Raw genomic sequence first — 25,813 nt, forward strand, 5'->3', positions numbered from 1 at the left:
CTCTGAATATATAAAGAACTCCCCTGTTCTTAAAGACATTATATCTTTTCGGGGAGTTCTTTCCTTTAATATTCAGTTGATATTTTCCTAAGATAATCCTAAGATATTATGTGTTTCCGCGTTTTGGAAGTGATACATAGAATACAGTCAGCTCCTCTTTACTCTCTGCCCTGAGTGTTCCCCCGTGCTGCTCTACAATCTCTTTTGCAATTGCCAGGCCCAGTCCAGCGCCTCCTGTATTACTGCCCCGGGCCTCATCCAGCCTGAAAAATTTCTCGAAAATAGATTTCAGCTTCTGGGCCGGAATGGTTTTTCCTTTGTTCCCTATGGAAATCTCTACACTTTCATCGGTCTCTTTGGCGCTGATCTCAATTACGGTATCCGGATAACTGTATGCCACTGCATTTTTCAGGATATTATTAAATACTCTTGCCAGTTTTTCCGGATCCCCATACAGTTTAAGATCCTCATCCGCGTGCAGGCTTGCCGTGTTCCCATGAGCCGAGAGGATCGGGTAGAATTCATCCATCATCTGTAACAGCATATAATACAAGTCAATGGTTTCCTTCTCAAGCGGTATCTCCTGGAGATTATAGCGGGTGATCTCAAAAAACTCATTTAAAAGACTTTCCAGCCGGCACGCCTTGTCAAAGGCAATCCCTACATACTTTTCCTTCTGTTCTTCCGGCATATCCGGCGCCTCATTCAAAAGGCTCAGATACCCCATCACAGAGGTAAGCGGTGTCTTCAGGTCATGGGCCAGATAGGTCAAAAGGTCACTTTTACGCCTGGACTCTTCTTTTAAAATCTGTTCATGACGCTCCATAACGGTTTTTACCCGCTCCATCTCTGTTCCAATCTCTCGGTACGGCTGTGAAAATATCACTTCTGCTTTTGCATTTTCTGTATCCATATACGTGTGGATCAGCTTCCCCGCTTCATTCGCTGCAGCCTTCACTTTTTTTCTTGTATAAAAATGAACGACAGAATAAATGACCGCGGCCATAAACAAAACTATGGCACAGAAACACTTCAGCAGAAAGTCTTTCAGCACAGACCAGGATATATCCTGGTTGAAATATGACATGCCGGAATCTGTATTCTCCAGAGTTGTGGTAACTAAAAATTTTCTGGCAAACCAATCCAGAAACAATCCGTTTCCCAGCGTATCCACCAGATAAAAGATGACGTAACATACTATAAGAATAACATAAAAACTAATGATCACTTTTAAGAGAAATAGCAGTCTATCCTTCAATTTTATAACCATACCCCCAGACTGTTTTAATATACCTTGGACTTTCAAAAGAATCATTCATCTTTTCCCTCAGGTGGCGGATGTGCACGGTTATGGTATTATTACTTTTGCTGAAATACTCATCTTTCCAAATCTCGTGAAACAGTTCCTCTGCACTCACCACTTTTCCCTTTTCCCTGCACAGTATCTGCAAAATGGAAAATTCTGTCGGTGTCAGGGAAAGAGGTTTTTCATCCAGCGTACATTCATGTGTCCTGATATTCAGCACAAGGCCGGAATGTTCCAGAATATCTTCATTGGCTTCATAACCCGAATTATATCTCTTATATCTGCGGAGCTGGGCTTTCACTCTTGCCACCAGCTCCAGGGGCCGAAAGGGTTTTGTGATATAATCGTCCGCCCCCAGGCTCAGCCCCGTGATCTTGTCCAGTTCCTCCCCTTTTGCCGTCAGCATGATCACGGGAAACGTGTACTTTTCTCTGATCCTTCTGCATATCTCCAGGCCGCTCATACCGGGAAGCATAATATCCAGTACAGCCAAATCTATCTTTTCCCTGTCAAAACAGGCCAGAGCCTCCTCGGCTGTATAATATTTAAAAACCTGATACGTTTCATTTTCCAGGTACAATGCAACCAGGTCGGCAATCTCCTTCTCGTCGTCTACTACCAGTATCTTTTCTGCCATGACATATTCCTCCTTCTGCATCTATCATACCAGGAAATCACTAAGAATTTGTTAACATTATCCTAAGTTTTTGCATTTCAGTGCATAAGTATCCGTCCATCCCTGAAATACGCGGCAATGGAAGTGATAAACTGCCCGTTGCTTGGACGTTTTTGTATGTAATAATTCGCAATTTCACGATACAGTTCCTGATTGCCCCGCTCCCACATCACTTCTATGGCATGGCGGATATTCCGTTCCACACTGGCGGGAGCTGTATTGCACTGAGAGGCCACCTGGGGGTAAAGACACTTCATCATGCCATTCAGGCTGCTGTTCCCCTCTACCTCCAGTGCAATTGCTTTTCTCAGATACAGATGCCCTTTCAGATTGGGAGTGATGCCCAGCCTGTTCAACAGGATACCTGTGCGCGCTCCCACATCCATTTCTATGAGTTCCTGACAATAACCGGTCATATCACCTGTATGTCTGTCCCTCTTTTCCAATATTTCTGCCTGCAGCAGATATTGCAGCGCCATCTCCAGTATCTTCCCCTCTGCCAGCAGTTCTTGAAAATTTTCACGATTCATGGTATATTTCCTCCCAAATAGAATATTTCTCAGTGGTTCTGTAAAACACGAATGTTTCTATTATAAGAAACCGGCCTGTACTTGTCAACGCAGCTCACTGCCATAATATTCCATATTTGGAAGGAATGGAACATGGATAATAAAAAATTAAAGGAAATCATGAAGGCGCAGGGCTATACGATCGAAATGCTGTCTCTTATCAGTAATATCCCTGTCGGAACACTTTCTAAAATCATAAGCGGAATCACATCGAATCCCGGATATGAAACTATGTCTGCCATAGCCAAAGCGCTTAATTGTTCTTTGGATGAATTTTCAGGGCGTCCTGTCTTGATTCCCTATTGCTATGAGGAATACCTCCGCCGCTTCAAGCTGCTGCCCACCTGCCAGAAAGAATATATCAAGTATGTGATCGACCTGGAATATGACCGCATGATCCATCTGCAGAACGATAAGAAAATAACCTTGAGGTGTTATGAATTCACCAACATTGTGGACGGCTGGGCCGAGCTTGACAGCGCCAAAACACACAATGTAACGGTAGATAAAAACTTTCTGACAGACTCCTGCACCTTTCTCGTCTGGCTCCGCACAGATTTACTGGAGCCAAAATTTTTCAAAAATTCCGTCCTGGGCTTTCAACGCAATGAGGGACAGCGGCCAAAAAACGGTGAAATATGGTTGGTACTCCATAATGGTCTGCTGTTTATCGGAAGGTTTTATAAAAGCCATGAGAGATTCATCCTGAAATCCTTAAACGGGACCATTGACGACATTCCGGCCACCGACTATTCTCAGTACCGCCGTTTAGGACTTTATGTCGGGTGTGTGGATGTTCCTGAACTTACAAAAGAAAAGACCGCTTTGGGGCAGGATTAACCTGCCATAAGCGGCCTCTTTTCCTATTTCTTTCTGTTTCTTATCCATAGGCCTGCTGCAGTCAGCACAATACCTGCTGTACCAAGCCATATCTTATTCTCCATCTTTCCCTCCATGAGAGAAAATAAATAAAATTTTCCCATGTACTTTTCCCCTGAACCATAACAGCAGATATAATAAAATATGGGTATCATATAAGCGATTGCCAGATTATCCGTTATACCGTAAGCCAGGATCCCAAGTCCTCCAAGGAAAACGCAGCTTGCCATGGCGCAAAAAAAGTAAGTTCCAAAGGGAAAGGTGCACTCCCCAAGCCTCATCCGAAATAAGACCAGCAGATTCAGTAGTGACAGTATGAGATATGCCTGCAGCAAACGTAAAAGCTGCACATTTCTTACCGGATATTCTTTGCTTGCCAGCAAATCCCTGATATCTTTGTTCTGCTCCGGCATAAAAAGCGGCGTCAGCAGCACGATGCCCAGCAGTGAAAAATACATATCCAATACCTGTCCGGCCTGAGACCGGTTCAGCGCTTCCATGCCCACGATCACCGGAGCGAAAAGGCAGAACAGCACACCTGCTGTGAAATGCCCGGCATAATGATTTTTAAAGTGTTCTTTTTCTATGGATAAAATTCTTTCCACGGCCTCCCAGCACTCCTTTCCGCTTCATGTGATAGATCACCATAGTACCTGCCATAAGCGCTAAGGCAAGCCCGGCATACAGCAGCCTGTTTTTGACCATCTGACCGTACACGGACAGCCATACGTCTGTGGACTGGTCATTATTAAACCGGGGGATCAGGTTCCAGCCCACTGAGCCAACCAGCTTTGTTCCTCCGGCGCTGATGCTTACGATCCAGATCACCACCTGTACTAAAATAGCAGCCGGCCCTCCCACGGATTCAGACAGGAAGAATCCCAACGCCAGAACAAACGCCGCCTCCGGTAAAATCCATCCCAGAATGTACTTTCCATAGGCCAGCAGATCCACTGACACGCCCAACTGGTGCCCGTAATACATACACTGAAGCGTAGGCATAACTGACAGCAATAGCAGTGGAACTATGATCAGGAATACAGCGGCAAAATAACGCGCTGCTATAATGGTCACAGAGGAAGCTTTTCTGGCATAAATCACTTCCCGGGCCATAGAGCGTTTGTCCCTGAGCGTTCTGGTGACCGCCAGAAATACAGGAAGGAGGCCCAGGATAATGCCTATATAGTCACAGAATATCCTGGCTTTTCCTCTGGATATGCGGTCCGTATACAGACTGGCATCATAGATCTTTTTTGCATCCTCGTAAGTGGCATAGGTCATGGCATTATTTTTAATCTTGTCAACAGCATAGCTGGTCCCTCCGCCGATGATCTTATCCGCTTTTTTCATGTACCGTAAAAACTTATCGTAGGACAGATCCTCTGCCGGGGCAAGGATTGGCGGATTGACACCTGTCATCTGGATGACTGCCCCATTTTCTATGGGTGTTTTCCCATCTGACTCCCGGATTGCTTCTGTATATCCATCCTCCATACCTGTACAGGCCGTTAAGATCTGATGGATCTCTTCCTGCTTCTCTTCTGTCAGGACCACATTTTTATAAAATCCCACCGGATATGCAGTATAGCTGTTCCCCTCATATCCTCTGGCAAGCATTGCCAGGGTTGCTCCCATGATCTCCTGCTTATCAGAGCTGGCTTTCAGCCCATAGCTCTGTTCCTGCCCCTTTAAAGGCTCCGAATATGGGGTAAAGCTCCCCACCTGACTTACATAGAAGAAAATAAGCGCAGCCAGAAACAAATAATAGATCAGGCTTTTCAGCATCTGCCCGCATTCCTTGGCAAACAGTTTAAAAAACATTATTTTCCCCTCCTCTCCTCCTGCATCAGATACATGTAAGCATCCTCCACATTTGCCTCACATACCTGCGCATCGGCGAAAGGTTTTTCATCTGCGATCAGACGGACACAGGCATGATTCCCCTGCATCATCATACTGGTGACCGTATAACTATCCCTGATGCTTTCCAGTTCCATCCTCGATACCTGGGCACTGTAGATCCTGCCGCTGGCCTCCTCCAAAAGTTCTGTCACAGTCCCCTGAAAAAGCACACAGCCCTTGTTCAGAACAGCAATGTCTTCGCAGGTCGCCTCAACATCCCCCACGATATGTGTGGACAGTATGACAACCCTGTCCTTTGCCGTCTCACTGAGCAGGTTACGAAAACGCACCCTCTCTTCCGGGTCAAGGCCCGCGGTCGGTTCATCCACGATCAGCACTTTGGGTTCGTGCAGCAATGCCTGTGCAATGCCAAGCCTTCTGCGCATTCCGCCTGACATGGCACGCACCTTGGTTTTTGCATCATCTGAGAGATTTACCTGTTCAAGCAGTGAGGGGATCCTCTCTTTTCTCTCCTGCCTGGAAAGGTCTGACAATACGCCCAGGTAATCCATGGCCTCATATACAGACATATTTCCGTACATGGAAAAGTCCTGCGGAAGATAACCGATGATCTTTCGGATTTCCCTGTCCTTGGCAATATCAATACCGCATACGCGTATGTCCCCTTCTGTTTTCTGCAGCAAAGTGGCAATGATTTTCATAAGCGTTGTCTTGCCGGCACCGTTTGGACCCAAAAGACCGAACATTCCCTGACGGATGGTGAGATCCACATTTTTCAGAGCCTGCTTTTTCCCGTAGCTTTTACTTAGATTTTTGATTTCTATCTTCGTATCCATTTTTGTCTTACTTCCTTTCTCCTTATCTGATTCTTATCTTAACAGGGAAATCTCTATACTTTCCCTACAGACAGGAAAATACTGCACAGACAATTGCACCTCCGCAAATACTGTTGGCAAGTTCCAGCTCTCCCCCGTGTTTTTTACAGAGCAGGGCACTGATGGACAATCCTATACCAAAATGGCTGTTGTCCCCCTTCTTTTCCCTGTAATATGGAGAGACTGCTTTCACCAGCTCCTCTTTTGAAAACCCTCTCCCGTCATCTTTTACATACAGACGGATAGGCCCCTCCTCACGCCCGGCTTCCAGAAGTACTTCAATCCTCTTATCTGCATAACGAAGGGCATTTGACAGAAGGTTTTCAGCCACTTCCAGAACAAAAAAATCATCTGCCAGCAGTTCCGTCTCCGGATTTCCCTTCATCCTCACTACAATTTCAGTACCGCTTGTCTCCTTAAGAGGTGCTGCTGTCTCACATATTTTTTCACAGAGGCAGGAAAGTCGGATACGTTTCCTCTTTGGCGTCCGTTCTTCCATACTGTGGATCTCTTTCATGGTCCCTCCAAAGTTTTCCAGCCTTCCCAGTTGTTCCTGCATGGTATGGAGGATCTCTATAACCTTTTCTTTTTGCAGCCGGTCATCCGGATAAAAGCGAAGCAGCAAGTCCACATACCCCTGCATCACGGTAAGCGGCGTGCGCAGATCATGGGCAAACGCCGCGTTCAGTGTCCTCTGGTCTTCTGCCTGTTTCCAGAGGTTCTCCTGATACGAAATGAGCTGCAGACGCATGTCATCCAGGCATCTGCAGAGCTGGCCCATTTCATCCGGACTATCATATCTGCAGGAATACCCCATGTCATTTTTAGAAATATGCTGTGCTGCATCTGTCATAATATCAATGGGCTTTTTCAGCTTATTCCTGTAATACAGCCTGGACACAAAGGCAATTGCCAGCACAGAATACAGCAGTACGCACCCATACTGCAGAAGATTAATGCCTTCCAGCAACAGGATATCCAGCTTGGTCAGCTCTTTTTCCGGTATTGAATACTCAAAGGTAAAGGCAGTATTCTTCTCCTTATCCAGTACCATCTGCGATGTCTTGTGCCCATACGGCTTCTCAATGATCCGTTTCCATCCATTGCAGGTCTGTATCGTCATGGCAGAGGCCAGACAGATTGCCAGTACCGCCACGAAAATATAAAGGCGCAGAGATTTCCTGAGATTCAGATTTCTGATCTTCTTTCCCAGATCCTCCAGGTATTCTTCTATCCAATCCATTGATATCCCACTCCCCAAACAGTTTCTATATAGTCATGGTTTGTATATTTTTTCAGTTTCAACCGGATCCTTCTGATATGCTCCATAATAATACTGCTGTCCCCATCCCCGTCATACCCGCGGACAGCTTCATAAATGCGTTCTTTGCTGAACACCTGTTTTTTATGCATGGATAAAAACTCTATAAGGTCAAATTCCATTTTGGTGAACGGTATCTGTTCCTTTTCATAAAACACTTTCCGCTGTGAGTAATTGATGACCAGCTTTCCCTGAAACCTAAGCTGTTCTCTGGATGCCATTCGTCTCTCCCGCCGCAGATGTGCCATAATTCTGGCATCCAGCTCATCCATACTGAACGGTTTCATAATATAATCATCACCTCCAACCATCAGTCCATTCACTCTGTCCCGCTCTTCCACCCTTGCAGTGAGAAAGAGGATGGGACAGCTCACATAATCCCTGATCCTTCTGCAGACCTCATATCCGTCCATATCAGGCATATTGATGTCGAGAAGGATCATATCAGGCTGTATCTTCATTTTTTCCAACGCTTCCTCCCCGTCAGCCGCTGTATAAATTTCATATCCCTGCAGCTCAAAATAATCTTTCAGCATACAGCGTATATCCTTCTCGTCATCCACGATCAAAATTTTTTCCGCCATTCTTCCTCCCATCCGGCTCTGCGCGAATACTACTTTTCCTGCCAAGAGCATTCCTATCCATTTTACAATGATGTAACTGTTCAGTCCCCTCACAGTTACAGGTAAAAATCCATACAAAATCGCCTTTGGCGATGGAATTTTTGCTTGGCCGTGGTACACTTTCTTACGGTCAGTGCAGGGAATGCGCAGACCTACTGAATCCTTACATCAGGATAACAAATAATTCTCTACAAAATCTCTACAAAAAAGCTGCCGAACATTTCTGCCCTGCAGCTTTTTAATCTTCTTTTTATAAGTTCCAAAGTCCCGTCCGCTTATCTGTGAAAAGTAAGGCAATAGCCCTTATGAAAAGTATCTCCTTTTTTCAGAGAAATAATATCCGGTTTTTCAGAAATATCTCCTGTGAAACCATAGTCATCACAGCGCCCCATCCATGGTTCCAGACAGATATAAGGTCCTCCCGGCATTGTCCAGATGCCGAAATTGGTAAACCCTTCGCACTCCATGGTCACATAAGGTCTTCCGTCGGGGTATCCGATTCCCACCCATTCAACCTGCGTATCATCAAAGATCAGGGCATCCCTGTCAAACATATGATCTGTAATGGGGCATCTGTAATATCCGTCCGCCTCTTCCAGATGCAGCGTGTATTCTTTGGAAGCATCTGCCGTACCGCTGTCCCCATACACCAGTTTGTATTTGAGCGCCGGCCCCTCTTTAAACAAAAGGTAATAATCGGTCTGTTTACTGCCCTGCAGAATGGGAACGTTGAAACCGGGATGTCCACCGATGGTGAAATACATGGTATCTCCACTGTTGTTCACCACATTCCATTCCACGGTAAGCTTCCTATCCTCCAGACGGTGTGTGATATGAAATTCAAAATCAAAGGGAAAATAGCTTCTGGTGTCCTCATCCGAAACCAGTTTATGGGTAAGGGCCGAATCTGTCCTGCTGATACAGGCAAACTCCCTGTCTCTGGCAAATCCATGCTGGCTGGTATGGAATTCCCGTCCCTGCAGACGGTATGTATCGTTGTGATGCTTTCCTACATTTGGAAAGAGAACAGGCGCGTGGCGGTTCCAATAAGGTGGTTTTGCCTGCCATAACTCTTCTCTCTCATTTTCCTTATCATACACACTGACTAATTCAGCACCGTGGTCCTCTATGGATACTCTCAGAAATTCGTTCTCCAAAATCTGTCTCATGACTCTAAGCTCCTTTTTTTATCATTGCTTCCAGTTTATCACAAACAGGAGGGGCAGTGCAATGTGATTTATGCCTTATATATTTCTTTGATCAGGTCATTACTGAATCCTTCCTGAAGCTCCAGGTCAAATAAAAGCTGCAGAAGCCCAAAACGGTTTCTCAAATCTTTCGCATAATATATGCTCCGTTTGAAAACATCTTTTGTCACCTTGATCTGCTCCGGATAATATGGCGCGTCCATTGACTTCAGAATGTCAATGATGGTCTCCGCCTTTGGCAGCTCATCGATCAGCGCCTGAATCTTATCCAAGTGCTGCAGATAAGCCGCTCTTCTTCTTGTTACTTCCTCATTTTTATTTTTTCCGATGGACTGCTCCAATTTCAGGACACCAGGCGCTGCCGGTCCGTAGGCTGTCTCAATCTCTTCGCTCCAGGTATTGTAGTCAAAATGCGGTGCGCTGCCTGGCACTGCATCTTTGCCAAGCTCCCGCAGTTTTTCATACATCTTGATAGCAGCCACAGTTCCGATTCCCACCTTTGTGCCGTGAAGGGGATCCGGCTGCCGGTCAAGCAGAAACATCATTTCCCAGTAATGAGACATGTGATGCTCACTTCCTGATGCAGGCCTGGAATTGCCGATATAGCTCATGACAATACCGCTGAGCACAAGACCTTCCATAATGGCTGCCACTGCCTCTTTCTCCCTTTTTGCTGCCCTCTCTGCATGATCTACTACCTTCTGGATAGATTCCCTCACCATTGCAGCCATCTCCGGACAGTAATATTCCCCATTAATAATATGAGCAAGCTGCCAGTCTGTCAGGCAGACATATTTCCCCAGAATATCCCCTGCGCCAGCAGCGATCATGGACAGCGGTGCCTGAGCCAGAATATCCAGATCTCCGATTATCACTTTTGCTGTATGGGCTTCATATGTAGTTTTCAGATGCTTGATTATAAGCGGTGAAACATTGGAGGCATAGCCGTCCATTGACGGTGCTGTACCCACAATATAATAATCCAGATTCATCTTAAAACTGATAAAACGGCATAAATCGTTGATAGTACCAGATCCCACGCCGATGATCAGATCACAGTCCCTGTCAATCTCTGTAAGAAAATATGTGACTGCCTCCTCATCCGGCACAAGCTCCTTATCCTGAAAAACAATTGTCTGATATGGAATTGCGGTCTTATCCAGCACTGCACATACTTTTTCCCCGGCCACCTCTTGTGTATTGATATCACTGACCACACAGAATTTTTTATAGTCATGCTTTCCCAAAATTTCAGGAAGACGCTCAATGGCATTCTCCTCAATGATAATATCCTCAATGCTGCACACATGCGTCTTTCCACAGGAACAGTGATATGGTTTCTCCAAATATTTTTTCCAGTTTGTCTTTTCCATTGTTTTGCTCCGGAGTGCGGCGAAACATTACTTTCATCTAGTACAGCATTGCGCCACACTCTAATCCTTTCTGTCAGATTCTATTTTGGGTATTGGTACTAAATTATCACCCTATGTTTTTACTATAGCAGAATCTTAAAGAATGTCAAACTACCATTCAAATTATTAACTGATAGTATTATTAATAATTTGAATTATAAATTCTTTTACCAAACTGCAGCCCTCATTGCAGTCATTGCAGTTTTAGGCCGGATATTATATTTCGCAGTTCTTCTGTCACATGCCGCAAATCCACTTTTGAAAAGTCTGTTGTGTCAATCTCCATAACTGGTCCCGGAAGCTGAAACTCTACCATCCCTCGCTCTGTAATTCCCCGGATAAACTCTTCCTGAGTGAGAACTGGCTGTATGTTTATTTCCGGGTTTGTTTTTGGGTTTGTTACTGGGTTGGCTTTTGTTTTTGTTTCTGGGTTGGCTTCTGGTTTTGTTTTTTGGTTTATTTCCGGGTTTGCTTTGGAGTTTGTTTCTGGGCTGGCTTCTGGTTTTGTTTTTAGGTTTGTTACTGGGTTGGCTTTTGCTTTTAGGTTTGTTTCTAGTTTTATTTCCGGCTTTTGATAATAATCATTAACAATATGGCCTTTGTGTCTGTCTGGTGAATTATTTCTTTCTATCATCCTATTGAATAGAACGTTATAGTCCCCGGTAAGACGAACCGTTACAGCCTGATAACCATATTTTTCAAGCAATGACTGAATTCCCGGTCTTGAGACGTTTTCAAAATTATTTTCCAGCAGGAACGGCTGTCCTGCCCTCATCATCTGGCCAGCAAAATAATACATAGCCTCCATTGCTCCTGTTCCAAGCGCAACTTTTTCTGTTCTGGAGCGAAAACCAATAGTATCAAATAAAATTTCTTTGATCTTGTCCTTTGAAACCACCGGAATATGCAGGGATGCTGACAAATACTCTGCCAGGACAGTCTTACCGGACGCGGGTATCCCGCTCACTAATATACAATACATTTTTCCTCCTAGCGCAGCAGACATTCGGACGAATCCTTTATACAACCGCAATGTCAACCTTTACTTTTAATCTTTCTGCCTGCATGACAAAGTCTTCAGACACCTGGTCATCGGTAATCAGAAGATCATATGCGGTGATTGGGCAAACTGAGTGAATTGAATTTTTCCCCAATTTTTCGGAAGGATACACGCCTATGTTCATAGAGCTGTTTTTCATGATCAGCCTTCCAAATTCCACTCCGGCACTGTTATGTATAGATGCTCCATTTTCAATTGACAAGGCTGTATGTGACAAAAAAGCTTTATCCAGACTTATATTTTTCATCATCTGCATTGTATAGAAATCATGGCAGTGCCCTCGGTGGGACATCTCCCCGCCAAGTAGTATGACAGACACATTCAAATGTTTCCGCAGTTCGTCTGCCACTGTCACGGAGTTGGTGACTACCGTAAAGGAAAAATCTGCTGGCAGATATTTTGCCATATAATAACCAACCACAGAGGTAGTCAGATATACTACGTCATTTTCCACAATGTATTCTACCGCTTTTTTTGCCGCTGCAAGGCAGAGTTCATTCATATCAGAAATTTCTTTGGGATTATACAGTTCCTCCGGATATTTCCCTTTTGGGCCAGTGCTGATCGCACCTCCATGTGTTCTTTTTATTAATCCTCTGCTTTCCAGAGAACGCAGGTCTCTTCTGACACAATCGGAGGATACATGAAATCGCTCCTGTATTTCATTAACTGAGATGTGACCGGATTTGTTTACCATCTCGACAATCATCTTTTGACGTTCTTCCATGAACATGGCTTCTGTCTCCTTTCCAGGCCCTGCCAGCGAGTAAAAAACAAACAATGTCTTTATTTCTATGTTGGACCGATACTGTTTGTTGCATCGTGCTTTTATAAATGTGGGAATAATTTAAATTGATTTTCAATTCTTATTTCTTATTTGTGCCCGCCTCTCACTTATTTCTTCTTATTTTGTCTTATATTGTTCTTACTTTGTGCTTATTTATTCTTATTTTTGCTGTTTCCCATCAATCAGTGGTGTTATATAGTATATAATACACTTTTTTACAATTGTTTTCAAGAATAAATAAGAATCTATAAATCTATTAATATTTATATTACTACTGCTCTGTTCATGAAGGGGTCGGAACCCCACCACATCTGTTACCTTTTTTCATCCGCACCTATAACGTCTATAAAAAAATAGATTGCTGCCATTTTTAACAAGTAAAACTAAAAAAGCAAAAGACATCTCTCAAACCGAATACATCTTTTTCTCATGCACAATTGCAGAATATGATGTATTCAATCTTCCAAATGCCTTTTGCCTATTTTTGATACAAGCTATTTTATGTATTTTTTGATCTCACATTTTAGATTTTGAATCTGAATGCTGATATTAGTGGTCCCCTAAGTTCGACTTGTAACCATCCAAGTATTTCAATCGCTCCTACTTTTTCGGACCATCTATTTTAATTTCGGATAAGAACTGCTGCCTCTTACTACAAGTCGTGGTTCATATTCAATATGATGAACCATATTTTCTCCACTGCTGTTATTTTTAGCCTTCTGTTCTCCCATCTCCTGTATAAGGATCTCACAGGCGTCCTCGCCTTTTTTTGAAACATAATGTTCCACGGTTGTAAGGTCAATTCCTCTGAGACCTGAAAAAAGAAGATTATCACATCCAATTACTGAAATATCTTCCGGTATCCTGTATTTCTCCTTCAACAATGCATCCCTGATACCCAGGGCAACCATATCGTTCGTTCCTGCGATCGCGGTAATCTGGGGCACCTGCTGGATCAGTTCCAATGTCAGTTCATATCCTGTCCTGTATTCCATGTCAATTTCCTGAAACATAATGTCCATTTCTTTCGGAAGGCTTCTTACATATACCCCATCGGAACAGCCAGCTTCCGCAAAAGTCTCGCAAAAGCCTTTGATTCTTGCTCTGCGGGCTGACTGCCGTTCTGTCAAGGGGGTTGAAATGAATCCAACTTTACGGTGCCCCAGTCCCAGTAAATACTCTGCAAGCATACGCCCCATTTTTTCACTGTTCAATTCCACGGTATCAATCCCTGACACCACATCCTTCTCACCGATCAGAACCACAGGGATTTTCTTCGACACATTCTGCAGGGATTCCGGAAAAGTAGGTGCAAAAGTATAGATAACCCCAGAAGGATTCAGTTTTTCTATCTTTTTTAAATACTTCTCTTCTGTCTGATAATCCCTTCTGGTATTGCATAGAAAAACATCAAATTTATTTTTCTGCGCTGTCTTTTCTATCCCTTGTATCAGCGAAAAATAATAGGGATTTGTAAAATTAGGACAGACAACAAATATGGTACCACGCATGCGTATTCTGGAGGCACGCGGTTTCTTCTCATTGGTATATCCTAACTCCTTTGCTGCCTGTTCAACTTTTTTGATGGTCTCTCTGGAAAAGGAGACATTGTACTTCTGATTCAGAACCATTGATACTGTGGCCTGGGATACCCCTGCCCTCTTGGCCACATCTGTTGATGTCACTTTCTTTCGATTCATAAATTTCCCTCTGCACGTATCCGCCCGTCTCTATTGTGATTTATCATCTGTGCTATATTGCCGTATAGTAACCGGATGCCACTGCTCACATACTGTAAAATCCCATCCCTTTGAACAGCATCCTTCCTATACTTGATTTTTATCTTATCACAAAAAAGCGGACATGACCATATGCATACAAACAATGTTTCATATGTCACTGTTCACAGTTTGATCAAATTACATTTTTTTCAGCAACACGCTTCGCAATGCACCGGTACGCCCATTATGGCCGTTCTGTCTTGCCGGGCAAGGAATACTACTAACTGCATTCCGGAGCCAGCCAACCTAGGATTTGGGGATTTTGCGTACATCGTGCAGCACCTGGGAAATACACCTGTTTAGCGCTGAGGTGCGTAAAGCCGGTCTTGAAGCATATCGTATGGCATCCCTATAGAAAACAGCACCCAAAACCGCGGTCTGCAGACAGAAGATTTATATTCCACGCACAGCTCCCCCTCACTTTTGTTCGGAAGAATAATAAGGAACACAAAGATAAGCACCCTCATAGATAATATCACTTTCCAAATGATTCATCTGCATTACTTCCTCTATATATTCCTGCTCAGAATTGTATTCTTCCGTCATATAATCACCAGCTATCTCCCACAGACTGGTACCTTTCTCTATCTGGATACTGGCATAATATTTGGTCCGGCTGCTGTCAGCAGTTCCCGCATTGGCTGTAGCGGCTGCCCGGATGGAAAAAATCAATGTTATCACCAAAGCCAAAAAACCGATCCCCAAAAGTTTTGCTCTGTTTGTTCTCCGTCTTCTTGCTCTTTTTCTGCTTTCCCTCATAGCTTTTCTCCTTCGTACATGCAAATATATGTTCGCGAACATGCGTTCTATTTTCTATAACCAATCATAATACAAGAACACACGTTTGTCAATAGTAATCGAACAAATATTCCGAATATCTGTTTGCATTTCATATCAAAATATGTTATTATATTTTTAAGTAATTGCATGGGCAGCAAACCATATCGCTCCAAAAACACACCCCAATCAGATCAGAACCGGAGGTATTACATATGTCATATGGAAAAATCAGCAAAAAACAATCCGAAATTTTAGAATATATGAAGAACGAAATCCTTAACCGCGGTTTTCCGCCGTCTGTACGTGAAATCTGTGAGGCAGTCAATTTAAAGTCCACCTCTTCTGTACACTCCCATCTGGAAACGCTGGAGAAAAATGGATATATAAGAAGAGACCCCACCAAGCCGCGGGCAATTGAAATTGTAGATGATAACTTCAATCTCGTCAGAAGAGAGACCATAAATGTACCGATCATCGGCAAGGTCGCAGCCGGAGAACCGCTGCTTGCCGTACAGAACGTAGAAGGCTATTTCCCAATCCCGTCTGAATATATGCCCAACAAACAGACATTTATGCTGGTCGTACAGGGGGACAGTATGGTCAATGCAGGTATATTCAGCGGAGACTATGTAGTCGTCGAGAAACAGGAGAATGCCGAGAACGGTGATAAGATTGTTGCTTTGGTTGATGACTCAGCAACGATCAAAACATTTTATAAAGAAAAAGACCATATCCGTCTCCAGCCGGAGAACGACTATATGGATCCTATTGTGATATATCCGGAGCAGCAGTTCCAGGTACTGGGAAAGGTAATTGGGGTTTTCCGATTCATGAAGTAATGTAAACCGCAAAATTCCCGTCATCAGAAACAAGGTACATACAACACAGTATAATATAAAAGCCGCCGTGCAGAAGTCTCCTTCTACACGGCAGCTCTTATAATTAACCATGATAATAGATAACCGGCAAGGCGTGGTTTCTATTTATCTATTTATCCAGTTCTTCTTTTTCAATCAGGGAACCATCTCTCCAGATTCTTTCCAAATCGTAGAAAAGGCGGTTTTCTTCATCAAAGATATGGATAACCACATCCCTGTAATCCATCAGAATCCAGTTTGCATTTTGATAGCCTTCAATCTGTTTTGGCTCAATCTGTGCTTTTCCAAGAATTTCTTCCACATTATCTGCCATAGCCTGTACCTGATTCCGGTTGCTTCCGCTGGCAATAATAAAATAATCTGCCAGAGTAGATACCTTTTCAATATTGATAATCTTTACTTCCAGCGCTTTTTTGTCTTCCAGTGCCTCACATGCCATCCGCGCAATTTCTTTGCTGTTCATATATTCGCCTCCTTCTGTATTTTACTGTTATGAATTTTCTCGTAATAAATAAATGCTTCTTTTGTAGCAGGATCCAGAGTCTTTGGATTGCTGCCAAGATAGTCCAGTGTATCCTTTAACACCTCATACATACACTCATCCAGATCCTCGAAAGCTAGTCTGCGTACTTTAAGCAGATTTGGTGCCTTATCTCTGCCAGGCTCTATATAGTCTGCCAGATATATGATTTGTTCAAGCTGTGACATCTCAGGCTTGCCTGTAGTGTGCCAGCGGACAGCAGACAGAATCTCTTTATCCTCTACATCATATTTTTTCCTGGCTATATAAACTCCAAGTTTTGCATGCAGAAGAAATGGTGCTTGTTTTTCTATCTCCGAAACTGGAATATTCTTTTTTTCACACAGCTTCAGCTTCTTATCGTTAGGTATACATTTTGCACAGTCATGAAGCAGCCCTGCTGTCTGGGCCTTTTCCAAATCACCGCCGTGGGCCATAGCCAAAGCCGCCGCTGTATACATAACCCCAAGAGTGTGTATATAACGCTCTTCATCGAGATGTTTCTTCAGCTTTTTTGAAAAGGCTTTCAAATCATAATTCATCTGTATTACATTCCTCGTAAATATGGTTCTCCCTGATATATGCGATCACATTGTCAGGCACATAATACTTTATTGTCCTCTGTCCCGCGATCCAGGAGCGGAGCATGGCTGACGATATATCAATATTCAGGGAATTCAGTTTGCGGAAAGTTCCGCTGTATTTCTCCTCCAGGAAACGGATCGCTTCATCCAGACGTTCCTGGCTGGTATGATTTCGCGTTGCCGCCACTACGGTACACGCCCTGCATATTCTTCCAGGCTCCCTCCATTTGTCAAAGTCAAAAAGAGAATCCGCGCCCAGTATAAAAAAATAATCTGTATCCGGGTGCTCTGCCTTCAAACGCTCCAGAGTTCTGTACGTGTATGTGAATCCATCTTCATTCATCTCCTCCAAAGAGAGGGAGAAGTGCGGATTTGAAGCAATTGCTCTTCTCACCATTTCGCTGCGCTGTTCATCCGTTGCCCTGTGAAGGCGCCTTCTCTTATGGGGAGGATTTCCTGCAGGCATAAAAAGTACCTGGTCTAAGTCAAACTGCTCATAGGCTGTCTCGCCCAAAATCAGATGTCCAATATGGATGGGATCAAATGTCCCTCCCATGATGCCCACTCGTTTTCTTTTCTCGCACATGACTGTTCCTCTTATCAGGATATCCTATTATGGAAGAAATATTTTCTTCTTTTCTTTTTTTCCTTCTTTATATAAAACTATTTTCTTGCCAATCACCTGTACCACCTGGGATTTTGTCCTCTCAGCCAGCACCTCTGCAATTTGCTTCGGATCGTCCATACAGTTCTGAAGTACATTTATCTTAATCAGTTCTCTGGCTTCCAGCGCTTCCGCTACAGACGCCGTATTCTCCGGTGTCAGGCTGGATTTTCCAATCTGCAGGATGGGATCCATGGTCATAGCAAGACTTTTTAAATAAGCCCTCTGTTTACTTGTCATGTTATCTCCTATTTGTAATAATCAAAATCAAAGCCATACATCCGTACAGTGTCGCCCTCTTCAATTCCGGCTGCTTCCAGGTCTGCCAGAATACCACTATCCTTTAAGAATCTCTGGAAGAAAGAAAATCCCTTTTCTGAATCCAGATTGGTATAACCCAGCATCTTCTCAATCTTTGGCCCTTCAATATAAAACAAGTGCTCGTCCTCTTCATCCTGTTTTACGGTGTATGGAAGATTTTCAGCGATCAGCATATCTTCCGGGAAAAATTCCTGTTCAAAAATAACCGGTTCCTTATCAATCTTATCCAGAAGGCTCTTCACGTGATAAAGAAGCTCCTTCAGGCCTTTTCCTGTTGCCGCAGAAATGGAGAACACTTTGATTCCCTGAGGCTCAAACTCCTGTCTGATGCGCTCAACCGGGTCTTCATCCTCACTGTAGATCATGTCCGTCTTGTTGGCTGCGATCACCTGGGGACGTTCCATGAGTTTAGGATCATAGGCTTCCAGTTCCTTGTTAATTTTATAAATATCATCAATGGGGTCTCTTCCCTCTGTGGATGCCGCATCCACCAGATGGATCAACACACGGGTTCTCTCAATATGGCGCAGAAACTGATGACCAAGTCCCACACCCTCTGAGGCCCCTTCGATCAAACCTGGAATATCTGCGATGACAAATCCGTCACAGCCTTCCAAATCCACCACTCCCAGATGAGGATTAATCGTTGTAAAGTGATAATTGGCAATCTGCGGTCTGGCATTGCTCACTCTTGTAAGCAGCGTTGATTTTCCCACATTGGGAAATCCAATCAGTCCCACATCCGCTATCACTTTCAGCTCCAGCATAACAGCCAGCTCCTGCGCCGGCTGTCCCGGCTGGGCATATTTGGGCACCTGCATGGTAGCTGTGGCATAGTTCATATTCCCTTTGCCGCCTCTTCCGCCTTTTAATACGATTTGTCTTTTGTTTTCTCCTGACATGTCAGCAATGACTTTGCCGGAATCTGCGTCCTTGATCACGGTTCCTTCCGGAACTTTCAGGATAATGTCCTTGCCGTCGGCGCCATGACATCTTTTCTTGCCGCCTTCCTGTCCGTTCTCTGCCGCATATTTGCGTTTATGCCGATAATCGGTCAGGGCATTCAGACCTTTATCCACTTCAAAGATAACATCTCCGCCTCTGCCGCCGTCTCCACCATCAGGACCGCCATTGGCAACATACAGTTCTCTTCGGAAACTCACATGGCCGTCTCCGCCTTTTCCGGAACGGATTGTGATTTTTGCTCTGTCTGCAAACATAAAAACCTCTGACTTTCTAAATCTGCCTTGGCAGATATATTGCTAAAAAAAGCGGCTTCAAACCAGAACGATTTGAAGCCTCCCTTAATTCACCACAACAGAAAATCCGCCAAGCGTAAATTCTATTGTTACTCTGCTGTTACCGGTACTACAGAAACCTGTTTTTTGTCTCTGCCTTTTCTTTCAAAACGAACAACACCATCTACTAATGCAAATAAAGTGTCGTCGCCACCGCGTCCTACATTCACACCCGGATGAATTTTTGTTCCGCGCTGTCTGTAAAGGATGTTTCCGGCTTTTACAAACTGTCCGTCTGCTCTTTTTGCACCCAGTCTTTTGGATTCGGAATCTCTACCGTTCTTGGTAGAACCTACACCTTTTTTATGAGCGAAAAATTGAAGGTCCATTCTTAACATGTCCTTACACCTCCTCGAATATGACATCAATATATTGTCTGTTTTCTTCTTCGTCTTCCATTCTCTGCAATCCGAGAATGAGGGAATTCAGCAACAACGCTGCTTCTTTGGAAGGTTTTGCCTCCAGCCTGAATACGATGCCGCCATTTTCTCTGTCCACATCCACTTTAAAAGCATCCTCTGTAAACTGTTCAATGGAATTCACCGCATTGATGACAAGAGCGGAAATTGCCGCACAGATGATATCCTCACCCTGCCTGGCATATCCGGCATGTCCACTGGTGTCAAAGCCTGTCACAACACCGTCACTGTCCTGATAAAACGTAATGTACGTCATAATTAAGCGTTGATTTTTTCAATCTTAACTTTGGTGTACTGCTGTCTGTGACCGTTTTTCTTGTGGTATCCGGTTTTCGGTTTATATTTGTAAACGATAACCTTTTTAGCTTTACCGTTTTCAACTACAGACGCGGTTACAGTAGCGCTTGCTACGTCTTCACCAACTTTTAACCCATCATTGTTTACGGCAAGGACCTGGTCAAATGTAACAGTTTCTCCAGCTTCTGCTCCAAGTTTTTCTACTCTGATAACATCGCCTTCGGCTACTTTGTACTGTTTACCACCTGTTGCAATAATTGCGTACATATGGCACCTCCTATTATCATTACTCGCCAAAATATGGTGGCTGACTCTTTCACAGCGCTTCTAACCTCTTTGTGCGGCATACTCGCTTATAATAGCACAAGAATACCTGTTCGTCAAGATGAACTTGAAAATTTTACAAGAAATTTGTTAGAAAAACAGAGAAATTTTCTATGGGACTCTGTCTTATCATCTGCCACAGGGAATCGTCAAAGAAAACCCCGTACAAAAACAATATTCCGCCTATCATAGCCGGTACTACAGAACATACCGTCAGAAATACGATCAAAAAAGTCTGATGTTCTTTAGGAAAATAAGGCACCTTTCTGCCTTTTTCCCTTCGTATCAGATAACCGGCAGTATAAAGAGCAAATGGCGCCGCGCAGCCTACAGCCACATAGATACCCAGGGCAGCCACCGAAATTCCCGCTTCCATCAAGTATTCTGCACTGGCTGCAGTATCGCTATTGGTCTGTCCAAAAGAGAGAAGTGTGGGCAGGAAATTATTTGCAAAATGGAACAGTGCCGGGTAGACCATATTTTCTGTTCTGAGCATCAGCCAGGATAAAGCACCGCCCAAAAGCGCAGTCGGAACAAGACGCCATACACTCCCGTGAAAAAGCCCAAAAAGGATTCCCATGATCAGCACGATCACCCACTCCCGTTTCAGACTTTTGAGACTGTGAAGAATCACCCCTCTGTGCATGGCTTCCTCACAGACGGCAGGCATGACAGCCGTAATAAAGACTGAAACCAGCAGCGGTACGCTTGCAATTATATCATTTAAGGCGCTGCTTGTGCCAAACATCTGCTCCGGAAACAGCCATGCGATCACCATGGTTGCCGGAAGGACCAAAGCATAGGCCCCGGCCCAAAGCAGAAGTGTCCCAAATATTTTACTCCATGACGGTTTTTTAACCGGAAAGACTTCCGCAAAATCCCCGCCGGCAAGAACTGTGATCCCCACAGACAGTAAGAGCAGATATAGCTCTGTCATGGCCAGTCCGTACATTCCGAATCTCATCTGCATCCAGGCAATAATTGTATAGTAGGAAACCATAACCAGAACAAAAAGAAGAATCCCATGTACCGGCTTCAGTTTTTTCTTATGAGGGTTCATAAAATCATTGTATCCGTTTTCCATCTAACACCGCCTCGCGTAATGTATCTCCCTGGTACATTAATTTCAGGGAAAAGAAAGGATGTTCCTCCTCTAAAAGCTTGAAGAATATCTTGTCCCCCTCCCAAAGGTTCAGATTCAGCACTTCTTTTTTCTGCACCCATTCCAGAATGCCTTCATTGCAGGCACAAAGAGTGCCTTCATATCCATCTGCTGTGTACAGACACATATATTCCGTGTCCGGTTCCCCTGTAAGGGGTTTGAAAATAAATGTGACAATACCTCTGAATTTGTATGAGGTGAGTGTCAGTCCGGTCTCCTCTTTCACTTCCCGCAAAAGACAGTCCTCCGGACTTTCGTCCTCCTCAAAATGTCCGCCTACACCTATCCATTTGTCCTTATTTACATCAGACTCCTTTTTAATGCGGTGCAGCATCAGATAGCTGTCTCCTTTTTCAATATAACACAGCGTTGTAAGCATGGATTTTACTTTCATAACTATGATTACCTTACACTTTCCTGATATTCTTCCCGAAGCTCTTCTGCCAGGGATTTCCTTATTTTTTTGCGGGTGACTTCCACAATATTTAGTTTTGTAATATCCACCACATTCCCCTTTACCGGATCCTGATTCAGGTATCTCTGTAAAGTGTACAGCAGTTCCTCTTTATCTTTCTGCTCTTTCAAATTGATAAAATCTATTAAGATCATACCGGACAGATTACGGAGACGCAGTTGTCTCGCGATCTCCTTTGCAGCCTCCAGATTGATCTTCCGAAATGTCTCCTGATAATCTTTTTTTCCGGTATATTTTCCGGTGTTCACATCAATGGACACAAACGCCTCTGTCTGCTGGATGACCAGAAATGCGCCGGACTTCAGCCAAACCTTTTCGGATAAAGCTTCTTTAAGAACCGTTTCCAGAGAATATAAGCGGGACAACGGCAAAAGTTTATCCTCATAAAGACGCAGCCTATTGTCCGTCATTCCATAATACTCCAGATAATGGGAGATCTGCGCGTAAAGCTCTTTGTTGTCAGTGACAATCTCCTCTAAATCCTGTTCATAAACATTTTGCAGAACCTGCAGATATTCCGGCAGATTTTCATGAATGAGAGAAAAGCAGGTTCTGGTTGCAGCCTTTTCCTTTACCTGCCTGAGGCATTCTAAAAGACGTTCCAATTCAGACTGTAAATCTTCTTCGGATGCATTTCTGCTGTTGGTGCGTACAATAACCCCGGCATCATCCGGCAAAATAGGCTGCAGAATCTCTTTGAGTCTTCTTTTCTCCTCTGCACTTAATTTCCCTGAAAACCCCAGCTTTGCCCAAACAGCCGTCACGACCAGATATCTTCCGGAAAAATTCAGATCACAGGTCACACAGGGAAGTTTTCCCCTGATCGGCTCCCTGCACACCTGTACCAAAAGTTCATCGCCCGGTTTCAGCTTTCCGCTTTTCTTTTTATTCATGTAAAGCGGAACTGCTTTCTCATCCATGGAATAATAACACATGATGCCATCTGCAATCTCTATGAAAGCAGCACGGATGTTTTCTGTGATATTTTTCACTTTACCCACATAAATATTACCCAGAATACTCTTATGTTCAAACCGGCATAAATTAAGCTGGCAGATTCGTCCATCCTTTACCAGGGCTGCTGTCAACCGTTTCCTGCCGGAAATATCCATAGGGGTTAGGATCAGTTTACTCAATTTCCTCACCCAAATCTTCCAGCGGTACAAGATTCCGCTCCTCTTCCGTGCCGGTATCGGCGTATAATTCACTTCTATGCACCATAAAATCCCATTGATCGTAAGGTACGCCTAAAAAACCACAGAAAGCTTCCATCACAAGCTCCGGTTTTGTGTTGTTGGAGCTTCCTGCCGCCAAAGTCAGACAAATGCTCCCATCTTTTTCTTCCATATCATATATAAACGGACGAATATCTACTTCCTTTTCACTTTTCTTTGTTTTTTTCACAATAAAAATGCATGGCTGGTCCATAAACCCGGTAATTCTTTGCTTCCAGTCCTCTGACGGTTCCTTTCCCTCCCGGAAAGTAATTACATAATCCGCAGCAGCCACAAGAGACATTGCCTTTCCGGCTTTTCCTTCCTCTACCTGGCGAACGCTTAAAATGCGCATACCCTCCACCATGGCATCGTTCAGCTTATTTACCATTTCTTTTGAAGAATACACACTTTTCAGCTCCAGATCAAAGTATTCACCTGTACTGGTTATCCCTACGCCCAGGGGGGAAGCGAATGACATGATCATATGAGGACTGTATCCCTCAGAAAAAGCAGCATCCAGCCCTGCGCGTTTTACCGCTTTCTGAAAATACCGCATAATATCCAGGTGGCCGATGAATTTCATAGCCCCTTCTTTTGCAAATTTTACTCTAACCTTCAATGCAGACACCTCCTTTATAAGAAGCTGCCCCGCAGCCGGAACATTTCACACGGCAGTTAGGTGTTACAACTCCCTCTTTTGCTCTCTCCCATTCCTTGCGCAGGAATTTCTTTGATACACCCGCATGGATAAAATCCCAGGGGAACAGTTCATCGGACGGACGCTCCCTGAGCGTATAGAATTCCGGGTCGATCCCCAGCTCTTCAAAAGCTTTCATCCAAATATCATAGCGGAAATATTCAGACCATGCATCAAAAATCGCGCCATTTTTATAAGCCTTTTCCAACACATCACAGATACGCCTGTCTCCTCTTGCCAAAATACCTTCCAGCACAGTGACGTCTGCCTCATGATAATTGTATTTAATACTCTTTTGATTTAACTGTGCACGAATTTCATCTTTTACTACTTTTGCTTTCGCCAGATACTCTTCTTTACGGCACATAGGAGCCCACTGGAAAGGTGTAAACGGTTTCGGTACGAAAAAGGATGTGCTGGCTACTATCTGACATCGGCCGCGGCGCTGTTCTTTCGGAATTTCATAGTATTTCTTTGCAACCTCCTCAGCCAGATGGGCAATGCCTTTCATGTCTTCCTCTGTCTCTGTTGGAAGTCCAAGCATAAAGTACAATTTCACTCTGGTCCAGCCCCCTGCAAACGCTTCTGCCGCACCATTCAAGATAACCTCCTCCGTAAGCCCTTTATTGATGACATCACGCATACGCTGTGTTCCCGCCTCCGGTGCAAAAGTAAGACTGCTCTTCTTAATGTCCTGCACTTTGCTCATAACGTCCAGGGAAAATGCATCAATACGCAGGGAGGGAAGTGAAATATTTACATTTCTCGCGGAACACTCCTCGATCAGGTAATCTATCAATTCCGGCAGTTTGGAATAATCACTGGAGCTTAAGGAACTTAAGGAAATTTCCTCATGTCCGGTACTTTCCAGCATGGACCTGGCGGTTTTTTTCAAAAACTCCGCATCACGCTCCCTGGTAGGCCGGTAGATCATTCCTGCCTGACAGAAACGACAGCCACGGATACATCCCCGCTGGATTTCCAGAGTGACACGATCCTGTGTGGCCTTAATAAATGGTACAATAGGCTTTTCCGGGTAGCAGACATCGGAAAGGTTCATCACAACCTGTTTTTCTATTTCCTGTTTTGCATGAGCGTTATTCGGTGCAAAGGATGCAAGTGTTCCATCTTCATGATAGGATGCATCGTAAAAGGCAGGAACGTAAATTCCCGGAATTTCTGCGGCGCGTTCTAAAAACTCTTTTTTACTTTTTCCTGCTTTTTTGTATTTCTTATAGGCATCCAGGAATTCATCAAAAACAGTTTCTCCTTCACCGATATAGAAGACATCAAAAAATTCCGCCAGCGGTTCCGGATTATAGGTACAGGGTCCTCCGCCAATGACAATAGGATATTCCTCTCCCCTGTCTTTGGCGCGAAGAGGCATCTGGCTTAAATCCAGGATCTGCAGTATGTTTGTGTAACACATTTCATACTGGATGGTTATGCCTAAAAAATCAAAATCTTTGATCGGGTCCTGGGACTCCAGCGCAAATAACGGAATCTGCTCTTTACGCATAACCGCATCCAAATCAGGCCAAGGAGAATAGACACGCTCACACCATACATCCTCTCTTTTATTGAACATATCATATAAAATCTGAATTCCAAGATGGGACATTCCGATTTCATAGACATCGGGGAAGCACATGGCAAACCGCACGTCCACCTTGCTTATGTCTTTATTTACCGAATTAACTTCATTGCCGATGTAGCGTGCCGGCTTCTCGATTTTTAATAATATTTCATCACTTAAAGCTAGTTTTCTCATATTTTTCCTTTCATTTTTGTTGCTAATCCACAAATTTGAAGTCGCC

The 25,813-nt window shown here is 44.0% G+C and carries 29 protein-coding genes; 2 read left to right on the top strand and 27 right to left on the bottom strand.

What is annotated here, in order from left to right; genetic code table 11:
- Window positions 1-106: 106 nt before the first annotated feature.
- The 3 genes from C6P39_RS23770 to C6P39_RS23780 form a co-directional block, all read right to left on the bottom strand.
- On the bottom strand, window positions 107-1,270 hold the full coding sequence (locus tag C6P39_RS23770) for a sensor histidine kinase (protein WP_104805419.1): 1,164 nt from the start codon (window positions 1,268-1,270) through the stop codon (window positions 107-109).
- Window positions 1,248-1,943: a VanR-ABDEGLN family response regulator transcription factor gene (gene vanR / locus C6P39_RS23775; RefSeq protein WP_095173036.1), complete on the bottom strand. Its 696-nt coding sequence runs from the start codon at window positions 1,941-1,943 to the stop codon at window positions 1,248-1,250. Before vanR ends, C6P39_RS23770 begins: the two co-directional genes overlap by 23 nt.
- Before the next feature lie 77 nt (window positions 1,944-2,020).
- Window positions 2,021-2,512, bottom strand: coding sequence for a sporulation initiation factor Spo0A C-terminal domain-containing protein (locus C6P39_RS23780; protein ID WP_095173035.1), 492 nt, complete (start codon window positions 2,510-2,512; stop codon window positions 2,021-2,023).
- Between the two features lie 132 nt (window positions 2,513-2,644).
- On the opposite strand from C6P39_RS23780, the gene C6P39_RS23785 reads away from it, so the two are divergent.
- On the top strand, window positions 2,645-3,391 hold the full coding sequence (locus tag C6P39_RS23785; RefSeq protein ID WP_095173034.1) for a helix-turn-helix domain-containing protein: 747 nt from the start codon (window positions 2,645-2,647) through the stop codon (window positions 3,389-3,391).
- 23 nt (window positions 3,392-3,414) lie between these two features.
- Here the strand turns inward: C6P39_RS23785 and C6P39_RS23790 are convergent, their stop codons facing one another.
- From C6P39_RS23790 to C6P39_RS23840, 11 genes are all read right to left on the bottom strand, one after another.
- Entirely contained in the window at window positions 3,415-4,035 is a 621-nt protein-coding gene (locus C6P39_RS23790; protein ID WP_104805420.1) for a hypothetical protein, read from the bottom strand.
- Window positions 3,998-5,251 (bottom strand): ABC transporter permease, encoded by a 1,254-nt coding sequence (locus tag C6P39_RS23795; RefSeq protein WP_095173032.1) that lies wholly within the window; start codon window positions 5,249-5,251, stop codon window positions 3,998-4,000. Before C6P39_RS23795 ends, C6P39_RS23790 begins: the two co-directional genes overlap by 38 nt.
- Complete coding sequence (locus tag C6P39_RS23800; RefSeq protein ID WP_095173031.1) at window positions 5,251-6,129, bottom strand: ABC transporter ATP-binding protein; 879 nt, start codon at window positions 6,127-6,129, stop codon at window positions 5,251-5,253. Before C6P39_RS23800 ends, C6P39_RS23795 begins: the two co-directional genes overlap by 1 nt.
- A gap of 64 nt (window positions 6,130-6,193) precedes the next feature.
- Window positions 6,194-7,411, bottom strand: a complete 1,218-nt coding sequence (locus C6P39_RS23805; RefSeq protein WP_095173030.1) for a HAMP domain-containing sensor histidine kinase — start codon at window positions 7,409-7,411, stop codon at window positions 6,194-6,196.
- The gene (locus C6P39_RS23810) at window positions 7,399-8,073 is read right to left on the bottom strand and encodes a response regulator transcription factor (RefSeq protein ID WP_095173029.1); all 675 of its coding nucleotides are present in this window, start codon (window positions 8,071-8,073) and stop codon (window positions 7,399-7,401) included. Before C6P39_RS23810 ends, C6P39_RS23805 begins: the two co-directional genes overlap by 13 nt.
- 314 nt (window positions 8,074-8,387) lie before the next feature.
- Window positions 8,388-9,281 carry an aldose 1-epimerase family protein gene (locus C6P39_RS23815; RefSeq protein WP_095173028.1) on the bottom strand — a complete coding sequence of 298 codons (894 nt, stop codon included), beginning with the start codon at window positions 9,279-9,281 and terminating at the stop codon, window positions 8,388-8,390.
- A gap of 68 nt (window positions 9,282-9,349) precedes the next feature.
- Entirely contained in the window at window positions 9,350-10,693 is a 1,344-nt protein-coding gene (locus C6P39_RS23820; protein ID WP_095173027.1) for a sn-glycerol-1-phosphate dehydrogenase, read from the bottom strand.
- Between the two features lie 232 nt (window positions 10,694-10,925).
- Window positions 10,926-11,714, bottom strand: a complete 789-nt coding sequence (locus tag C6P39_RS23825; protein WP_104805421.1) for an AAA family ATPase — start codon at window positions 11,712-11,714, stop codon at window positions 10,926-10,928.
- A 37-nt stretch (window positions 11,715-11,751) separates the two neighbouring features.
- Window positions 11,752-12,525: a DeoR/GlpR family DNA-binding transcription regulator gene (locus C6P39_RS23830; RefSeq protein ID WP_104805422.1), complete on the bottom strand. Its 774-nt coding sequence runs from the start codon at window positions 12,523-12,525 to the stop codon at window positions 11,752-11,754.
- A gap of 671 nt (window positions 12,526-13,196) precedes the next feature.
- Window positions 13,197-14,279 carry a LacI family DNA-binding transcriptional regulator gene (locus C6P39_RS23835; RefSeq protein ID WP_095173024.1) on the bottom strand — a complete coding sequence of 361 codons (1,083 nt, stop codon included), beginning with the start codon at window positions 14,277-14,279 and terminating at the stop codon, window positions 13,197-13,199.
- A gap of 498 nt (window positions 14,280-14,777) precedes the next feature.
- A complete protein-coding gene (locus C6P39_RS23840) occupies window positions 14,778-15,119 on the bottom strand; it encodes a LysM peptidoglycan-binding domain-containing protein (RefSeq protein ID WP_104805423.1) in 342 nt (113 codons plus the stop codon).
- A 233-nt stretch (window positions 15,120-15,352) separates the two neighbouring features.
- Here C6P39_RS23840 and lexA point away from each other — a divergent pair, with 233 nt between their 5' ends.
- Window positions 15,353-15,979 (top strand): transcriptional repressor LexA, encoded by a 627-nt coding sequence (gene lexA, locus C6P39_RS23845; protein WP_095173022.1) that lies wholly within the window; start codon window positions 15,353-15,355, stop codon window positions 15,977-15,979.
- Between the two features lie 148 nt (window positions 15,980-16,127).
- Here lexA and rsfS read toward each other — a convergent pair whose 3' ends face one another.
- The 13 genes from rsfS to C6P39_RS23910 form a co-directional block, all read right to left on the bottom strand.
- Window positions 16,128-16,481: a ribosome silencing factor gene (gene rsfS / locus C6P39_RS23850; RefSeq protein ID WP_018598167.1), complete on the bottom strand. Its 354-nt coding sequence runs from the start codon at window positions 16,479-16,481 to the stop codon at window positions 16,128-16,130.
- Window positions 16,478-17,080, bottom strand: a complete 603-nt coding sequence (gene yqeK, locus C6P39_RS23855) for a bis(5'-nucleosyl)-tetraphosphatase (symmetrical) YqeK (RefSeq protein ID WP_104805424.1) — start codon at window positions 17,078-17,080, stop codon at window positions 16,478-16,480. The genes rsfS and yqeK overlap by 4 nt, the downstream gene beginning before the upstream one ends.
- Complete coding sequence (nadD, locus tag C6P39_RS23860; protein WP_104805425.1) at window positions 17,070-17,708, bottom strand: nicotinate-nucleotide adenylyltransferase; 639 nt, start codon at window positions 17,706-17,708, stop codon at window positions 17,070-17,072. The genes yqeK and nadD overlap by 11 nt, the downstream gene beginning before the upstream one ends.
- A 27-nt stretch (window positions 17,709-17,735) precedes the next feature.
- Window positions 17,736-18,026: a ribosome assembly RNA-binding protein YhbY gene (gene yhbY, locus C6P39_RS23865; RefSeq protein WP_065541642.1), complete on the bottom strand. Its 291-nt coding sequence runs from the start codon at window positions 18,024-18,026 to the stop codon at window positions 17,736-17,738.
- Window positions 18,027-18,034: 8 nt separating this feature from the next.
- Window positions 18,035-19,327 (bottom strand): GTPase ObgE, encoded by a 1,293-nt coding sequence (gene obgE / locus C6P39_RS23870; RefSeq protein WP_104805426.1) that lies wholly within the window; start codon window positions 19,325-19,327, stop codon window positions 18,035-18,037.
- Between the two features lie 128 nt (window positions 19,328-19,455).
- Complete coding sequence (rpmA, locus tag C6P39_RS23875; RefSeq protein WP_018598162.1) at window positions 19,456-19,743, bottom strand: 50S ribosomal protein L27; 288 nt, start codon at window positions 19,741-19,743, stop codon at window positions 19,456-19,458.
- 4 nt (window positions 19,744-19,747) lie between these two features.
- On the bottom strand, window positions 19,748-20,080 hold the full coding sequence (locus tag C6P39_RS23880; protein ID WP_095173018.1) for a ribosomal-processing cysteine protease Prp: 333 nt from the start codon (window positions 20,078-20,080) through the stop codon (window positions 19,748-19,750).
- 2 nt (window positions 20,081-20,082) lie between these two features.
- On the bottom strand, window positions 20,083-20,388 hold the full coding sequence (rplU, locus tag C6P39_RS23885) for a 50S ribosomal protein L21 (protein WP_033139570.1): 306 nt from the start codon (window positions 20,386-20,388) through the stop codon (window positions 20,083-20,085).
- A 133-nt stretch (window positions 20,389-20,521) separates the two neighbouring features.
- Window positions 20,522-21,529, bottom strand: a complete 1,008-nt coding sequence (locus C6P39_RS23890; RefSeq protein ID WP_104805427.1) for a CPBP family intramembrane glutamic endopeptidase — start codon at window positions 21,527-21,529, stop codon at window positions 20,522-20,524.
- Complete coding sequence (locus C6P39_RS23895; protein WP_095173016.1) at window positions 21,510-22,001, bottom strand: NUDIX hydrolase; 492 nt, start codon at window positions 21,999-22,001, stop codon at window positions 21,510-21,512. The genes C6P39_RS23890 and C6P39_RS23895 overlap by 20 nt, the downstream gene beginning before the upstream one ends.
- An 8-nt stretch (window positions 22,002-22,009) precedes the next feature.
- On the bottom strand, window positions 22,010-23,227 hold the full coding sequence (locus C6P39_RS23900; protein ID WP_095173261.1) for a ribonuclease E/G: 1,218 nt from the start codon (window positions 23,225-23,227) through the stop codon (window positions 22,010-22,012).
- A complete protein-coding gene (locus tag C6P39_RS23905; RefSeq protein ID WP_104805428.1) occupies window positions 23,211-23,918 on the bottom strand; it encodes a TIGR03936 family radical SAM-associated protein in 708 nt (235 codons plus the stop codon). Before C6P39_RS23905 ends, C6P39_RS23900 begins: the two co-directional genes overlap by 17 nt.
- A complete protein-coding gene (locus tag C6P39_RS23910) occupies window positions 23,908-25,767 on the bottom strand; it encodes a TIGR03960 family B12-binding radical SAM protein (protein WP_104805429.1) in 1,860 nt (619 codons plus the stop codon). The genes C6P39_RS23905 and C6P39_RS23910 overlap by 11 nt, the downstream gene beginning before the upstream one ends.
- Window positions 25,768-25,813 lie beyond the last annotated feature (46 nt).

This window comes from Blautia marasmi (genome assembly GCF_900258535.1).
Classification (GTDB): Bacteria; Bacillota; Clostridia; order Lachnospirales; family Lachnospiraceae; genus Blautia; species Blautia hominis.

What these genes read in the sequence shown, in the direction of transcription:
- C6P39_RS23815 (WP_095173028.1), bottom strand. Translation starts at nt 9,281, where the DNA reads ATGAGACAGATTTTGGAGAACGAATTTCTGAGAGTATCCATAGAGGAC.
- rplU (WP_033139570.1), bottom strand. Translation starts at nt 20,388, where the DNA reads ATGTACGCAATTATTGCAACAGGTGGTAAACAGTACAAAGTAGCCGAA.
- C6P39_RS23880 (WP_095173018.1), bottom strand. Translation starts at nt 20,080, where the DNA reads ATGACGTACATTACGTTTTATCAGGACAGTGACGGTGTTGTGACAGGC.
- C6P39_RS23800 (WP_095173031.1), bottom strand. Translation starts at nt 6,129, where the DNA reads ATGGATACGAAGATAGAAATCAAAAATCTAAGTAAAAGCTACGGGAAA.
- C6P39_RS23770 (WP_104805419.1), bottom strand. Translation starts at nt 1,270, where the DNA reads ATGGTTATAAAATTGAAGGATAGACTGCTATTTCTCTTAAAAGTGATC.
- C6P39_RS23795 (WP_095173032.1), bottom strand. Translation starts at nt 5,251, where the DNA reads ATGTTTTTTAAACTGTTTGCCAAGGAATGCGGGCAGATGCTGAAAAGC.
- C6P39_RS23810 (WP_095173029.1), bottom strand. Translation starts at nt 8,073, where the DNA reads ATGGCGGAAAAAATTTTGATCGTGGATGACGAGAAGGATATACGCTGT.
- yqeK (WP_104805424.1), bottom strand. Translation starts at nt 17,080, where the DNA reads ATGAATTATGATTTGAAAGCCTTTTCAAAAAAGCTGAAGAAACATCTC.
- C6P39_RS23910 (WP_104805429.1), bottom strand. Translation starts at nt 25,767, where the DNA reads ATGAGAAAACTAGCTTTAAGTGATGAAATATTATTAAAAATCGAGAAG.
- C6P39_RS23785 (WP_095173034.1), top strand. Translation starts at nt 2,645, where the DNA reads ATGGATAATAAAAAATTAAAGGAAATCATGAAGGCGCAGGGCTATACG.
- C6P39_RS23825 (WP_104805421.1), bottom strand. Translation starts at nt 11,714, where the DNA reads ATGTATTGTATATTAGTGAGCGGGATACCCGCGTCCGGTAAGACTGTC.
- C6P39_RS23805 (WP_095173030.1), bottom strand. Translation starts at nt 7,411, where the DNA reads ATGGATTGGATAGAAGAATACCTGGAGGATCTGGGAAAGAAGATCAGA.
- yhbY (WP_065541642.1), bottom strand. Translation starts at nt 18,026, where the DNA reads ATGACAAGTAAACAGAGGGCTTATTTAAAAAGTCTTGCTATGACCATG.
- obgE (WP_104805426.1), bottom strand. Translation starts at nt 19,327, where the DNA reads ATGTTTGCAGACAGAGCAAAAATCACAATCCGTTCCGGAAAAGGCGGA.
- C6P39_RS23780 (WP_095173035.1), bottom strand. Translation starts at nt 2,512, where the DNA reads ATGAATCGTGAAAATTTTCAAGAACTGCTGGCAGAGGGGAAGATACTG.
- vanR (WP_095173036.1), bottom strand. Translation starts at nt 1,943, where the DNA reads ATGGCAGAAAAGATACTGGTAGTAGACGACGAGAAGGAGATTGCCGAC.
- C6P39_RS23830 (WP_104805422.1), bottom strand. Translation starts at nt 12,525, where the DNA reads ATGTTCATGGAAGAACGTCAAAAGATGATTGTCGAGATGGTAAACAAA.
- C6P39_RS23890 (WP_104805427.1), bottom strand. Translation starts at nt 21,529, where the DNA reads ATGGAAAACGGATACAATGATTTTATGAACCCTCATAAGAAAAAACTG.
- C6P39_RS23820 (WP_095173027.1), bottom strand. Translation starts at nt 10,693, where the DNA reads ATGGAAAAGACAAACTGGAAAAAATATTTGGAGAAACCATATCACTGT.
- lexA (WP_095173022.1), top strand. Translation starts at nt 15,353, where the DNA reads ATGTCATATGGAAAAATCAGCAAAAAACAATCCGAAATTTTAGAATAT.
- nadD (WP_104805425.1), bottom strand. Translation starts at nt 17,708, where the DNA reads ATGTGCGAGAAAAGAAAACGAGTGGGCATCATGGGAGGGACATTTGAT.
- C6P39_RS23840 (WP_104805423.1), bottom strand. Translation starts at nt 15,119, where the DNA reads ATGAGGGAAAGCAGAAAAAGAGCAAGAAGACGGAGAACAAACAGAGCA.
- C6P39_RS23835 (WP_095173024.1), bottom strand. Translation starts at nt 14,279, where the DNA reads ATGAATCGAAAGAAAGTGACATCAACAGATGTGGCCAAGAGGGCAGGG.
- rpmA (WP_018598162.1), bottom strand. Translation starts at nt 19,743, where the DNA reads ATGTTAAGAATGGACCTTCAATTTTTCGCTCATAAAAAAGGTGTAGGT.
- rsfS (WP_018598167.1), bottom strand. Translation starts at nt 16,481, where the DNA reads ATGAACAGCAAAGAAATTGCGCGGATGGCATGTGAGGCACTGGAAGAC.
- C6P39_RS23895 (WP_095173016.1), bottom strand. Translation starts at nt 22,001, where the DNA reads ATGAAAGTAAAATCCATGCTTACAACGCTGTGTTATATTGAAAAAGGA.